Origin of the sequence: Streptomyces sp. S07_1.15, assembly GCF_020739505.1 — a bacterium.
Lineage (GTDB): Bacteria > Actinomycetota > Actinomycetes > Streptomycetales > Streptomycetaceae > Streptomyces > Streptomyces xinghaiensis.
The window spans coordinates 2767612-2781846 of the sequence record NZ_JAJBZK010000001.1 but is presented as its reverse complement, the minus strand read 5'-3'; the positions used below and the strand labels follow the sequence as shown (position 1 = coordinate 2781846).

Below are 14235 nucleotides of genomic sequence, written 5' to 3'. Positions count from 1 at the left end.
GGCCGCCGGCGCCGCGCCCCGCACCACCGCCCGTACCCCCGCGGGCCCCCGCCCCGTCGCGGCGGACCACATTGGCCACCGCCGCCGGTCATCCGGGAGGATGAAGCCATGACTGCCCAGATTCTCGACGGCAAGGCCACCGCGGCCGCGATCAAGTCCGAACTCGCCACCCGCGTGGCGGAGCTCAAGTCCCGCGGCGTGACGCCCGGTCTCGGCACGCTCCTCGTCGGCGACGACGTCGGCAGCCAGAAGTACGTCGCCGGGAAGCACCGCGACTGCGCGCAGGTCGGCATCGCCTCCATCCAGCGCGAGCTGCCCGCGACCGCCACGCAGGAGGAGATCGAGGCCGTCGTACGGGAGCTCAACGAGGACCCGGCCTGCACCGGCTACATCGTCCAGCTGCCGCTGCCCAAGGGCATCGACACCGGCCGCGTCCTGGAGCTGATCGACCCCGCCAAGGACGCCGACGGCCTCGCCCCCATGAGCCTGGGCAAGCTGGTGCTCAACCAGGAGGCCGCCCTGCCCTGCACCCCCAACGGCATCCTGGCGCTGCTGCGCCGCCACGGCGTGGAGACCAAGGGCGCGCATCTGACCGTCGTCGGCCGGGGGATGACCGTCGGCCGCTCCATCGGGCTGCTGTTCACGCGCCGCGAGGTCAACGCGACCGTGACCCTCTGCCACACCGGCACCCGTGACCTCTCCGCGCAGCTCCGGCAGGCCGACATCATCGTCGCCGCCGCCGGGGCCCCGCACATCGTCCGGCCCGAGGACGTCAAGCCGGGCGCGGCCGTCCTGGACGTCGGCGTCAGCCGGGACGAGAGCGGGAAGATCGTCGGCGATGTGCACCCGGGTGTGGCGGAGGTCGCGGGCTGGGTGGCGCCCAACCCGGGCGGTGTGGGCCCGATGACCCGCGCGCTGCTGCTGCAGAACGTCGTGGAGGCCGCCGAACGGCAGGCCGGGGTCCGGGACACCGCGGACCATGCGGGCTGAGGCCGCCGTGGAGAGCCGCGAGGCGGAGGGGAACGCCGGGCCGGAGGGGAACCACGGGACGGACGGGAGCGCCGGGCCGGGCAGGGAGTCCGGGCCGGGCCGCAGCCGCCGCTTCCCCCGCTTCACCCGGAGCACGGCCCGTCCCGAGGGCGGCGGCCGTGCGGCGCCGGGCGACGCGCCGGCCCCGGTACGGCAGTGGCCGCTGCTGTCCGTGCTGGGCGGCACCGCGATCGGCCTGATCCTCGTCGCCTTCGGCGTGTCCCGGGTCGGCACCCTGCTCATCGGGCTCTCGCTGCTCGCCGGCGCGGTGCTGCGGTGGGCGCTGCCGTCGGTGGGGATGCTGGCCGTGCGGTCCCGCTTCACGGACATGGTGACCTACGGCGTGCTGGGCGTCCTCATCTCGCTGCTGGCCCTGATGTCGCTCCCCGACCCCTGGCTGGAGATCCCCTGGCTGGAGAAGATCATCCGCTTCGCCGTGCGCTGACCCGGCCCCGGCACCCCGGACGGCGGCCCGTCCTCTCCCCCGTGAGAGGACGGGCCGCCGCCGTGTGCGGGAGGAGCCGCCGCGGCCTGGGTGCCGCGCGGCACCCTCCAGGTCTCCGGGCCCGTTCCCGCGATGGATTCCTCCGGAGCGGTGCGGGCGGTGTGGGTGGTGCCGGTGGTGCCTGCGGTCCGGACAGTGCCGGTGGTGCTGATGGGTCGGGCGGTTCGTGTGGTTCGGGAGGTTCCGTTGGTCCGGGCGGGGGCGGCGCGGGGTGGACCGCGCCGCCCTTGTCGCACAACCGATAGTGCGGGCCATTCCTCGACGGCGCCACGCCTGCCCGCCGGCGGGGGCGATCGTGGGACGCCACCCGCCCCCACCTGCTGGGACGCCGCCCGGAACGGTACGGAGCGGGGACGCGCCCGGGGCCGGGACCCTGACCGGAACCCGTCGGTTCGGATGTCCGGCGCAGAAACCCCGTGCTCCGCCGCCAAGTTCTCGGGCGTGGTGGGGGATAACCTCCCTCCGGGGCTCCGGACGCGGATGAGGTGGAGCATGTCGCGTTGGAAGCAGTTGCCGGACACGCTCGACGAGCGCACACGGCACCTGGTGGTGCAGTTGAGACGGCTCAAGGACCGCAGCGGGCTGAGCCTGGTCTCGCTCGGCAGGAAGACCGCGTACAGCCGCTCCTCGTGGGAGCGCTATCTCAACGGGAAGGCGCTGCCGCCGCGCCAGGCGGTGGAGCAGCTCGCCCGGCTCGGCGGTACCGACCCCACCCGGCTGCTGGTGCTCCACGAACTGGCCGAGGCGGCCGGACCCCGGACCGCCGGGGCCCCGGCGACCGCGGGCAACGGCGCGGAGGACGGCCCGGCGGAGGACGGCCCGGCGGAAGACGGCGCTGCGGGGGACAGCCCCGCGGCGGAAGCCCCGGCGGAGGACGGCACGGCCCGAGCGGCCTCTCCCGTACCGCGCCCGGACCCCCCGGCGGACCCGCTCCCCGGGCCGGGCCCCGATCCGGCCCGCGCGCCGGAGGCCACCCGGCGCCGCCGCCTCCGCGTACCCGTGGTGGCCGGCCTCGCGGTGGCCGCCGTGGCCGCCGGGACCGCGCTGGTGGTCGCCGCGCCCTGGGAGGACGGGGACACCCCGGCCGCTCCCGGGGCGGCCGGTTCCTCCACCCCGGCGGAGCCCTCCGCCCGGGCGCACGACGGCCCGTTCGTCTACGAGCCGGGACGCACCTACCGCTGCGACGTGCGCCGGGAGAACGGCCTCCTCGGCGCCGGGCACAGCGCGACCCGCGACGCGGTGCTCCAGAACTCCACCACCGGGTGGGACGTCGTCGAGGCCCAGTGCCTGCTGAAGCACCACGGCTTCTCCCCGGGCGGCATCGACGGCATCTACGGCGATCTCACCGCCCGGGCCGTCAAGCGCATGCAGGACGAGCACGGACTCGTGGTCGACGGCAAGGTCGGCCCGCACACCTGGGGAGTGCTGCGCGGATGACCGGGACCCAGGGGTCTCCCCGCCCGCCCGGACCGGGGCGTGCGCCCGCCGCCCGGCCGCCCGGCCTGGCGCCCGAATGCGCCCGTCTGGCCGAGGAGTTGCGGGAACTGCGGAAGGGGACGGGGCTCAGCCTCGCGGCGCTCGCGGAGCGCACCCCGTACAGCAAGTCCTCCTGGGAGCGGTACCTCAACGGGAAGAAGCAGGCGCCGCGGCAGGCCGTGGAAGCCCTCTGCCGGCTCGCGGGGGAGCGCCCGGAGCGGCTGCTGGTGCTCTGGGACCTGGCCGACGCCGAGTGGAGCGGCCGCGGGGCCTTCGGCTCGGCGGCCCCGCGCCCACCGCGCGCCGCGCGCACCCCGCGAGGCCGGACGGCCGGAGGACGGGCCGGAACGGAGGGGCCCGGAACGGAGGGGCCCGGAACGGAGGGGCCCGGAACGGCGGTGGAGGCCGGCCGGCCGCCGGGAGCCGCGCGGGGCGGGGCGGACGGCGCCGGGACATCCGCGGAGACGGCCGGAGGCGCGGTGGCCGGGAGCAGCGCGGCCGGGACGACACGGACGGCCGGGACGGCCGGGGAAGCGGTCGCAGCCCGCCCGGAGGCACCGGGCCCGGGCAGCCGTCCGCCCCGTCCGTTCCGATGGCCGACCGCGGCGCGGTGGCGGGCCGCGGTCGTCGCCGCGGCCGGCGCGACCGTGGCCGTCGTGGGCGCGCTGGCTCTGGGCGGTGTGCTGCCCGACGGTTCCGGGCGGCAGGCGGCCGCGGGACCGGGCAGTTCCGCCTCCGCGTCGCCGAGCCTGCCGCCGCCGGGCTGCCGGGGAGCGGCGTGCGACGGCAAGGACCCGGAGAGCATGGGCTGCGGGATCGCCGTGCGGACGCTCGGCGGTCACCGCACGGCGGGGGGTGCGGGCATGGAGATCCGCTACAGCGAACGGTGCGGTGCCGCATGGGCCCGGATCTGGCAGTCGGGCATCGGTGACCGGATCCGGATCACCGCCTCGGGCGGCCGGTTCCAGCAGGCGACCGTGGCCGACCGGTACGACGCCGAGAGCTATCTCTACACGCCGATGGTCGGGGCCGGAGAGCGATCGGCGCTCCGCGCCTGCCTGCTCCCGGCCACGGGAGGGCAGCGCGAGTGCTTCGGCACGACGGAGGACGGGGACACGACCGAGGACGGGAACCCGACCCGGAACGGGGACACGACCGGGGCCGCGGCCGCCGGTGCCGACACGACCTGACCGGTACGGCTCCGGCTCCCCCGCGCCACCGCGAACGGCGGAGCCCGTCCCCTCCCCCGGGTCAGGACGAGCTCCGCCTGGCTCAGAGCCTCTTCGTCCGCGTGTTCGGGAACAAGAGAGATGGGTGCTCTGTGGCTCGGAAGTGACCGTTCCGGCACGCCGTGATCACGCTGTGCGCGGTGTGTCGGCAGTCGGTAACGGCTCCGAACGGCCGCGCCGGGCCGCGCCCCGGCCCCGTATCCGTTCCGCCCCACGGCCCAACCCCTCCCGACCGGGACGGATACGGGCGTACCGCCGCCGGCGCGGGACGTCGTCCCGGGCGCCCGCGTTCCGAACGGGGGGACACCCGTGTCGCGGCCGCGGGGGAACTGACATCCTGATCCTGAACATCCTTGGCGGCAGGCGGTGTTGTGCTGGGAGGCCACACCGCGGCCGGGTACTTGTGCACACGCGGGGGGAACAGGGGGAGGCAATGCCTCGTTGGAAGGTGCTGCCGGAGGAACTGGACCCGCAAATACGGGAGTTCACCGGACAGCTCCGCCGGATCGTCGAGCTCAGCGGTCTGGGGGTCGGGTCCGTCGCGGACCGTACCGGCTACAGCAAGACCTCGTGGGACCGTTACCTGAACGGCCGTCTGCTGCCGCCGCTGGGCGCCGTGGTGGCGCTGGCCGAGGTGACGGGTTACGCCACCGGGCCGCTCACGGCCCAGTGGGAACGGGCCGAGGCGGCCTGGGCCCGCGCCGAGGCCGGGCACGATCCCGCCACGGAACAAGGGCAGGCGCCGCCGCCCGGGCAACCCGCGTCCGGGCAGCCGGCGTCCGGGCAGCCGGCGCCCGGGCAGCCGGCTCCCGGCGGGCCGGCCTTCGGCGGCGCGGCAGCCGGACACACGGCGCCCGGAGCGTCCCCGCCCGGCCCGCCGGCTCCCGGGCGGGGAACGCCCGGACGCCCGGCCGCCGCTCCCGACGAGCCCGGGCACCCCACCCCCGACACCGTCGCGCTGTCCGTCGTGACGGCTCAGGGGGCCGGGCCGGGCGGGGGCCGCGACGCACGCTCCGGCGGCAGCACGGGCTCCGGCGGCACGGGCTCCGGCGGCGGCGCCCGGCGCCTGCTGCTGTTCGGCCTCGGGCTGGCCGGGGCGCTGGCCGTGACCGCCGGTGCCGTGTTCTTCCTCGACCTCGGCGACGGGGCCCCGGCGGACGGCAAGGCCCGGGTGGCCACCACGCCGACGCCCACTCCGGAGCCGACGGAACTCCCGGAGGGCGTGAACTGCTCGGGTGACGCCTGCACGGGCGAGGACCCGGAGGAGCAGGGCTGCGGCGGTGAGTACGCCCGCACCGTCACGGAGGTCCGGGTCGGCGCCGCGTTCGTCGAGATGCGGCACAGCGAGGTCTGCGGCGCGGTCTGGGCACGGATCACCGAGGCGGCCGCCGGCGACTCGGTGCGGGTCGCCGTGGGGAAGCAGAGCGAGAGCGCCGAGGTCGCCGCGGGAAGCGGGGGACAACCCGGGGTGACGGAGGCGTACACGCTGATGGTGGCCGCCGGCGAGCCGGCCGACGCCGAGGTCTGCGGCACCACGGTGGCCGGTGAGAAGGGCTGCGCGCGGCCCAGCGGCGAGGACGGCCCCGGGACCTCCGCCCCGCCGGGCGGCACCGGGTCGGGTACGTCGGAGACCGAGGGGGGCCCGACCGCTGCGGGATAGCCGCCCTCGCCCCCGGGCCGGGAGCCGCCGCGCGCTCGTGGGCCCGGCGCCTCCGTCGGGACCGTCGTGCACCTGTGGGAGCGCCGTGCGTCCACGGAGCCGCCGCGGACGGAGAGGGCAGCCGTTCGCCCATGGGCCCGCCGTTCACCCGTAAGGCCGGACCGTCACCGCCCCCGGTGGCGGTCCGTCCGTTTCTTTCCGCCGTCCGGGGCGCATGGGTCCGGCGCCCGGGGGCAGGCGACCGACTACCCCCCACGGGTGCGGCACACCCCCTTGGCGGCCGTTCGTCTCCCCCCTCCTCGACGAGCGGCCGCCCCCGCCGTCCACCGGCGATCCCGCATCTCCTCCCGGCGCACTCCGCGCACTCCGCGCACCCCGCACCCCGCGCACGCGTCCCGTACGCCGCCCCCGCCCCCGCCGCGCAGCCGCCCCCGCAGGCCGTGAGCCGGGACACACAGGGGCGGCAGGGCCCCGCGGACCCGCGGTCGGATAGCCTGACGCCGGTCTCCCGCACCTTGCTTTTCCCGGGCACCACCGGGCCGGGAGGCCGAAGATCACATGGGGCAGGGACACCCACCACGACCCGCAGCAGGAGATCGCACATGACTCGCACTCCCGTCAATGTCACCGTCACCGGCGCGGCCGGGCAGATCGGCTACGCGCTGCTCTTCCGTATCGCCTCCGGTCACCTCCTCGGCGCGGACGTGCCGGTCAAGCTGCGCCTCCTGGAGATCCCGCAGGGGCTCAAGGCCGCCGAGGGCACCGCGATGGAGCTCGACGACTGCGCCTTCCCGCTGCTGCGCGGCATCGAGATCACCGATGACCCGAACGTGGCCTTCGACGGCGCGAACGTGGGCCTCCTCGTCGGCGCCCGCCCCCGGACCAAGGGCATGGAGCGCGGCGACCTGCTGGAGGCCAACGGCGGCATCTTCAAGCCCCAGGGCAAGGCGATCAACGACCACGCGGCGGACGACGTCAAGGTCCTCGTCGTCGGCAACCCGGCCAACACCAACGCGCTCATCGCGCAGGCCGCGGCCCCGGACGTACCGGCCGAGCGCTTCACCGCGATGACCCGCCTGGACCACAACCGCGCCATCTCGCAGCTCGCGGCGAAGACCGGCGCCGCGGTCTCCGACATCAAGAAGCTGACGATCTGGGGCAACCACTCCGCCACCCAGTACCCCGACATCTTCCACGCGGAGATCGCCGGCAAGAACGCCGCCGAGGCCGTGAACGACGAGGCCTGGCTCGCCGACACCTTCATCCCGACCGTCGCCAAGCGCGGTGCCGCGATCATCGAGGCCCGCGGCGCGTCCTCGGCCGCGTCGGCCGCCAACGCCGCCATCGACCACGTCCACACCTGGGTGAACGGCACCGCCGAGGGCGACTGGACCTCCATGGGCATCCCGTCGGACGGCTCCTACGGTGTCCCGGAGGGCCTGATCTCCTCCTTCCCGGTCACCTGCGAGGGCGGCGCGTACACGATCGTCCAGGGTCTGGACATCAACGCGTTCTCCCGCACCCGCATCGACGCCTCGGTGCAGGAGCTGGCGGAGGAGCGCGACGCGGTGCGCGGTCTCGGCCTGCTCTGATCTGCCGCCCCGGCCCGGCCCGCGGCCGGTACGGAGCCTGGCGACGGCCCGTCGCCGGTCTGTTACACGACCGGCGGCGGGCCGTCGTCCGTCAGGGCCCTTAACCGAACCGTAAGTGAGGAAAACCACTCAGCGTTAAGTTTTCCGCATACTTTTCGGCCAAGGGGGGATGGTTCCCCGTCGCCGGTGCCTCAATCCCGACCGCACCGGCACGCACATCCAGGCAGAGAAGGTGGAACCCCCATGTCGGCCCTCGACACCCTCCATATCGACGGCATCTGGCGCGCGGCCTCATCCGGCGCCACACGCGAGGTGCTCGACCCCGCGGACGCCACCGTCCTGGCGCTCGTGGCCGAGGGGGACGCCGGGGACACGGACGCCGCCGTGGCCGCCGCGCGCCGCGCCTTCGACTCCGGGCCCTGGCCCCGGACCCCGGTCGCCGAGCGCGCGGAACTGCTGCGCCGCGTCGCCGCGCTGCTCCAGCGCGACCGCGAGGAGATCGCGCTCACCGAGAGCCGCGACACCGGCAAGACCCTCGAAGAGGGCCGCGTCGACGTCGACGACGTGACGGCGGCCTTCCGCTACTTCGCCGGCCTCGTGGAGCACGAGAGCGGCGGCCGGGTCGTCGACGCGGGTGACCCGCGGGTGCACAGCGTCGTGGTGCACGAGCCCGTCGGTGTCTGCGCGCTGATCACCCCCTGGAACTACCCCCTGCTGCAGGCGTCCTGGAAGGTCGCCCCCGCCCTCGCCGCGGGGAACACCTTCGTCCTCAAGCCCAGCGAGATCACCCCGCTGTCCACCGTCCACCTGATCCGGCTGCTGGCCGAGGCGGGACTCCCGGACGGGGTCGCGAACCTCGTCACCGGCGCCGGCGACCCCGTCGGGGCCCGGCTCTCCGAGCACCCCGGCGTCGACCTGGTCTCCTTCACCGGGGGACTGGCCAGCGGCACCAAGGTCGCCCGGGCCGCCGCCGCGACCGTGAAGAAGGTCGCCCTGGAACTGGGCGGCAAGAACCCCAACGTCGTCTTCGCCGACGCCTGCGCCACCGACGAGGGCTTCGACACCGCCGTCGACCAGGCGCTCAACGCCGCCTTCTTCCACAGCGGCCAGGTCTGCTCGGCCGGCGCCCGCCTCATCGTCGAGGAGTCCGTCCGGGAACGCTTCGTCACCGAACTCGCCCGCCGCGCCGCCGCGATCAGACTCGGCCGCGGCACCGAGGACGGCGTGGAGTGCGGCCCCCTCGTCTCCGCCCAGCAGCTCGCCAAGACCGAGATGTACGTCGCCTCGGCCCGCGAGGAGGGCGCCATCGTCCGGGCCGGCGGCTCCCGCCCCGAGCCCTCCGCCGTGCGCCCGGCCACCGGCTGGTTCTACTCGCCCACCGTGCTGGACGCCTGCCACCGGGAGATGAGGGTCGTCCGCGAGGAAACGTTCGGCCCGCTGCTGACCGTCGAGACCTTCCGCGACGAGGACGAGGCCGTCGCCCTCGCCAACGACACCGAGTACGGGCTCGCCGGAGCGGTGTGGACCTCCGACGCGGGCCGCGCCCGGCGCGTCGCCGGACGGCTGCGCCACGGCACCGTCTGGATCAACGACTACCACCCGTATCTGCCGCAGGCCGAGTGGGGCGGCTTCGGCAGGTCCGGCACCGGCAGGGAGCTGGGCCCGGCGGGGCTCGCGGAGTACCGCGAGGCCAAGCACATCTACCAGAACCTCGACCCCCGCCCGCAGCGCTGGTTCGCGGGCTGACCCACCCCGGACCTCCGCCGCACCGACCTCACGCGCACGTTCTTCCAGGAGGAGCACCACCCATGCCACCGCCGTCCGCGACCACCCGCCCCGATCCGGCCGCCGCCGACTACGTGATCGTCGGAGGCGGCACCGCCGGCTCGGTGATCGCCTCACGGCTCGCCGAGGACCCCTCGGTCACCGTCACCCTCGTCGAGGGCGGCCCGTCCGACATCGACCGCCCCGACGTGCTCACGCTGCGCCGCTGGCTGGGCCTGCTCGGCGGCGAGCTGGACTACGACTACCCGACCACGGAGCAGCCGCGCGGCAACTCCCACATCCGGCACAGCCGGGCCCGGGTCCTCGGCGGCTGCTCCTCGCACAACACGCTCATCAGCTTCAAGCCGCTGCCCGGCGACTGGGACGAGTGGGCCGGGGCGGGCGCCACCGGCTGGGACGCGGCCGCCATGGAGCCCTACTTCGGCAGGCTGCGCAACAACATCGTCGCCGTGGACGAGAAGGACCGGAACGCCATCGCCCGGGACTTCGTCGAGGCCGCCCGCGAGGCCGCCGGCGTCCCCCGCGTCGAGGGGTTCAACGAGCGGCCGTTCCACGAGGGCGCCGGCTTCTTCGACCTCGCCTACCACCCGGAGACCAACAAGCGCTCCTCCGCCTCCGTCGCCTACCTCCACCCGCACATCGAGGCCGGCGACCGCCCCAATCTCCGCATCCTGCTGGAGACCTGGGCGTACCGGCTGGAGCTGGACGGCACCCGCGCCACCGGCGTGCACGTCCGCGCCGCGGACGGTACGGAGACGCTGCTGCGGGCCCGGCGCGAGGTGCTGGTCTGCGCGGGCGCCGTCGACACCCCCCGGCTGCTGCTGCACTCCGGCATCGGCCCCCGCGAGGACCTGGAGGCGCTGGGCGTCCCGGTCGTCCACGACCTGCCGGGGGTGGGGGAGAACCTGCTCGACCACCCCGAGTCGGTGATCGTCTGGGAGACCCACGGGCCCATCCCGGAGAACTCGGCGATGGACTCGGACGCGGGCCTCTTCGTCCGCCGGGACCCCGCGTCCCGCGGCCCGGACCTGATGTTCCACTTCTACCAGATCCCGTTCACCGACAACCCCGAGCGGCTGGGCTACGAGAAGCCCCCGTACGGGGTGTCGATGACCCCCAACATCCCCAAACCGCGCAGCCGCGGCCGGCTGTACCTCACCAGCGCGGACCCGGCGGTGAAACCGGCCCTGGACTTCCGCTACTTCACGGACGAGGACGACTACGACGGCCGCACGCTGGTGGACGGCATCAGGCTCGCCCGCGAGATCGCGAAGACCGAACCCCTCGCCCACTGGCTGAAGCGCGAGGTGGCCCCCGGACCGGAGGTCACCTCGGACGAGGAACTCGGCGAGTACGCCCGCAAGGCGGCCCACACCGTCTACCACCCGGCCGGCACCTGCCGGATGGGCGCCGCGGACGACCCGCTCGCCGTGGTCGACCCGCACCTGAGAATCCGGGGCCTGGAGGGCATCCGGATCGCCGACGCCTCCGTCTTCCCGACCATGACCGCCGTCAACCCGATGATCGGCGTGCTGATGGTCGGGGAGAAGTGCGCGGACCTGCTCGCCGACCCGACGACCCCGGGAGATGACGCGCGATGAGCGCCGAGAAAGCCGACCCGCCGGCCACGCCGGCCGCCCCAGCCACCACCGATACCGCGGAGACCGCCGACATCACGAAGACCACGGAGACCACGGAGACCGCCGAGACCGCGGCCCCGGCCGGGGGCCCCGCCGTCCCCGTCTTCTCCGTCCGCGGCCTGTGGAAGGTGTTCGGGCCCGGCGCGGACAAGATCCCCGGCAGCGCGCACGCGGACCTTTCCGCCCGCGAACTGCGCGAGCGCACCGGCTGCACCGCGGCCGTCCGCGACGTCTCCTTCGACGTCCACCGGGGCGAGGTCTTCGTCGTCATGGGCCTCTCCGGCTCCGGCAAGTCCACCCTCGTCCGCTGCCTCACCCGGCTGATAGAACCCACCGCCGGCACCCTCACCATGGACGGCGAGGACGTGCTCGCCATGGACCGGGCCCGGCTGCGCGACCTGCGCCGCCACCGGGCCTCGATGGTCTTCCAGCACTTCGGGCTGCTGCCGCACCGCACCGTCCTCGACAACATCGCCTACGGCCTGGAGATCCAGGGGGTCGGCCGGGCCGAACGCCGGGCCAGGGCGGCCGCCATGGTGGAGAAGGTCGGCCTGACCGGGATGGAGCACCGCCGCCCCGGCCAGCTCTCCGGCGGCCAGCAGCAGCGCGTCGGCCTCGCCCGCGCGCTCGCCGTCGACCCCGAAGTGCTCCTCTTCGACGAGCCGTTCAGCGCGCTCGACCCGCTCATCCGGCGCGACATGCAGGAGGAGGTCATCCGCCTGCACCGCGAGGAGGGGCGGACGATGGTGTTCATCACCCACGACCTCAACGAGGCGCTGCGCCTCGGCGACCGCATCGCGCTGATGCGCGACGGCCGCATCGTGCAGCTCGGCACCCCCGAGGAGATCGTGAGCTCCCCGGCCGACGACTACGTACGGGACTTCGTCCGCGACGTGCCCCGGGAACAGGTCGTCACCGTACGGAGTGCCATGCGGCCCGCCGAGGACGGCGAGGGCCGGTCCGGGGAGACGGTCGCCCCGGACACCACGGTCGCCGAGGCCGTCGGGACCGTCGCCGGCTCCGGCGCCCCCGTGCGCGTCATGGAGGACGGCCGCTGCCTCGGCGTCGTCGACGCCGGGTGCCTGCTGGCCGCGATAGCCGGCGAGAAGGCGGTGGCGGCCCGATGAGACCGCGACCCGCGACCCGGCACCTGCCCGGGACGGCCGGGCCCCGGGCCCGCCCCCGGCTCCGTCCGGCCCACCGGGCCCGCCCGGCCCGTGCTCCCGAGGGGGCGGCGGCATGAGCGCGACCACCTCCCCGGCCACGACACCGGCCGGTCCCGGCACCGGCGGCCCGCCGGGGGACCCGGGGCAGCCGGAGAAGACCACCACCGCCGGGCGCACCGGGGTAGCCATCACCCGCCTGCCCCGCCTGCCCGCCGGCAAGGCGGTCATGCTCGCCGCCGTCCTGCTCGTCCTGTTGTCCCTGGCCGCCGCGACCGAGTTCACCGGCACCTGGCCGGCCGCGCTCCGGGCCGAGCTCTCGGAACCGCTGAACGGGCTCAGCGACTGGATCATCGACAACCGGGACACCCACCCCCTCTTCCTGTACTTCCTCCTGCACCTCAGCAACACGGCCACCGCCTCCGTCGACGCGGTCTACCAGCTGCTGCTGTCCCTGGGCTGGCTCGGGGTGACCGCCGGCGGGGTGCTCCTCGCCTGGCGGGCCGGCGGCCTCGCGCACCGCAGCGGGCTGCGGACCGCCGCCACCGCCCTCGGGGCGTTCGCCGCATGCGGGCTGCTGGGCATGTGGGAACCCGCCGTGCTGACCCTGGCCCTGATGACCGTCGCGGTGGCCGTGGCGGCCGTCATCGGCGTGCTGCTCGGGCTGGCCGCCGGCCTCTCCGACCGCGTCCACCGGCTGCTGCGGCCGGTCCTGGACACCATGCAGGTGCTCCCGGCCTTCGCCTATCTGCTGCCGTTCGTGCTGGTCTTCGGCATCGGCACCCCCGCCGCCCTGTTCTCCACCGTCATCTACGCCGCGCCGCCGATGGCCCGCCTCACGGCCCTCGGACTGCGCGGCACCGACGGGTCGGTGCTGGAGGCCTCGGCCTCGCTCGGCGCGGGCCCGCTCCAGCGGCTGCTGACCGTCCGCATCCCGCTGGCCCGCAAGGACATGCTCCTCGGCCTCAACCAGACGATCATGATGGCGCTGTCCATGGTCGTCATCGCGGCGCTGGTCGGAGCCGGCGGTCTCGGCGAGGAGATCTACCAGGCGCTGTCGACCGTCGACGTCGGCCAGGCGCTCGCCGCCGGCATCCCGATCGTCCTCATCGCGATCTGGCTGGACCGCACCACCGCGGCGGCCGGCGCGCGGCTGGACGACACCGGGCGCACCGCCGGGCCGCGTCTCCTGCGCGGGCCGGCCGCCTGGGCCGCGGTCCTCGCCGGGACGGCCGTCCTGGCGGTGGCGGGCCGGTTCCTCACCACCGCGGAGTGGCCGGCGGCGTGGACGTACGACATCTCACCGGCCGTCAACGACTTCAAGAACTCGGTCATCGCGCAGCTCCGGGACGGCCTGCCCGTCGTCGGCGGCACCGAGGTGTGGGCGGCCGCCTTCACCGACTGGGTGCTGAACCCGCTGCACGACGGGCTGGTGGCCCTGCCCTGGTGGCTGGTCCTGCTGCTGGTCGCCGCGCTCGCCCTCACGGTGGGCACCTGGCGGACCGCGCTCACCGCGGTGCTCGCGATGGCCGCGATCGGCGTCATGGGGGTGTGGCCGGAGTCCCTCAACACCCTGTCCCAGGTCCTCGCGGCCCTGGTGGTGACCCTGCTGCTCGGCTTCGCCACGGGCGTCCTCGCGGCGCGGGTCCCCTGGGTGGACCGCGCGCTGCGGCCCGTCCTCGACGCCATGCAGACGATGCCGCAGTTCGTCTATCTGATCCCGGTGGTGGCGCTGTTCGCGGTCGGGCGGGTCGCCGCCATCGTCGCGGCCGTGGTCTACGCGCTCCCCGCCGTCGTCCGGATCACCGCCCAGGGCCTGCGGCAGGTGGACCCCGCCGCCGTGGAGGCCGCCCGCTCCCTGGGGGCGAGCGGTGCCCAGCTGCTGCGCCAGGTGCAGCTGCCGCTGGCCCGCCCGGCTCTGCTGCTGGCCGTCAACCAGGGCATCGTCCTCGTCCTCGCCGTGGTCATCGTCGGCGGCCTGGTCGGTGGCGGGGCCCTCGGCTACGACGTCGTCTACGGCCTGTCGCGCGGCGATCTCGGCGTCGGACTGGTGGCCGGAGCGGCCATCGTCTGCCTCGGCCTGGTCCTGGACCGGGTCACCCAGCCCACCACCGCCCGGCGGAAGGACACCTGACCACCGCCGGCCGCCTCACGGC

At 75.2% G+C, this 14235-nt stretch carries 10 protein-coding genes; all 10 read left to right on the top strand.

The features are described from left to right. Positions 1-108: 108 nt before the first annotated feature. Positions 109-990, top strand: coding sequence for a bifunctional methylenetetrahydrofolate dehydrogenase/methenyltetrahydrofolate cyclohydrolase (locus LIX60_RS11860; RefSeq protein ID WP_125626986.1), 882 nt, complete (start codon positions 109-111; stop codon positions 988-990). Continuing rightward, positions 980-1474 carry a DUF3017 domain-containing protein gene (locus LIX60_RS11855; protein WP_227958395.1) on the top strand — a complete coding sequence of 165 codons (495 nt, stop codon included), beginning with the start codon at positions 980-982 and terminating at the stop codon, positions 1472-1474. The genes LIX60_RS11860 and LIX60_RS11855 overlap by 11 nt, the downstream gene beginning before the upstream one ends. Before the next feature lie 552 nt (positions 1475-2026). Beyond that, positions 2027-2971, top strand: coding sequence for a peptidoglycan-binding protein (locus LIX60_RS11850; RefSeq protein ID WP_227958394.1), 945 nt, complete (start codon positions 2027-2029; stop codon positions 2969-2971). Continuing rightward, the gene (locus tag LIX60_RS11845) at positions 2968-4200 is read left to right on the top strand and encodes an XRE family transcriptional regulator (protein WP_227958393.1); all 1233 of its coding nucleotides are present in this window, start codon (positions 2968-2970) and stop codon (positions 4198-4200) included. Before LIX60_RS11850 ends, LIX60_RS11845 begins: the two co-directional genes overlap by 4 nt. A 472-nt stretch (positions 4201-4672) precedes the next feature. Continuing rightward, complete coding sequence (locus tag LIX60_RS31450; protein WP_265584844.1) at positions 4673-5899, top strand: XRE family transcriptional regulator; 1227 nt, start codon at positions 4673-4675, stop codon at positions 5897-5899. A gap of 602 nt (positions 5900-6501) precedes the next feature. Then, positions 6502-7491, top strand: coding sequence for a malate dehydrogenase (locus tag LIX60_RS11825; protein ID WP_227958392.1), 990 nt, complete (start codon positions 6502-6504; stop codon positions 7489-7491). A 243-nt stretch (positions 7492-7734) separates the two neighbouring features. After that, entirely contained in the window at positions 7735-9237 is a 1503-nt protein-coding gene (locus LIX60_RS11820; protein ID WP_227958391.1) for an aldehyde dehydrogenase family protein, read from the top strand. Between the two features lie 62 nt (positions 9238-9299). Then, positions 9300-10877: a GMC family oxidoreductase gene (locus LIX60_RS11815; protein ID WP_227958390.1), complete on the top strand. Its 1578-nt coding sequence runs from the start codon at positions 9300-9302 to the stop codon at positions 10875-10877. Further along, the gene (locus tag LIX60_RS11810; protein WP_227958389.1) at positions 10874-12043 is read left to right on the top strand and encodes a glycine betaine/L-proline ABC transporter ATP-binding protein; all 1170 of its coding nucleotides are present in this window, start codon (positions 10874-10876) and stop codon (positions 12041-12043) included. The genes LIX60_RS11815 and LIX60_RS11810 overlap by 4 nt, the downstream gene beginning before the upstream one ends. A gap of 112 nt (positions 12044-12155) precedes the next feature. Beyond that, positions 12156-14213: an ABC transporter permease subunit gene (locus LIX60_RS11805; protein WP_227958388.1), complete on the top strand. Its 2058-nt coding sequence runs from the start codon at positions 12156-12158 to the stop codon at positions 14211-14213. Positions 14214-14235 lie beyond the last annotated feature (22 nt).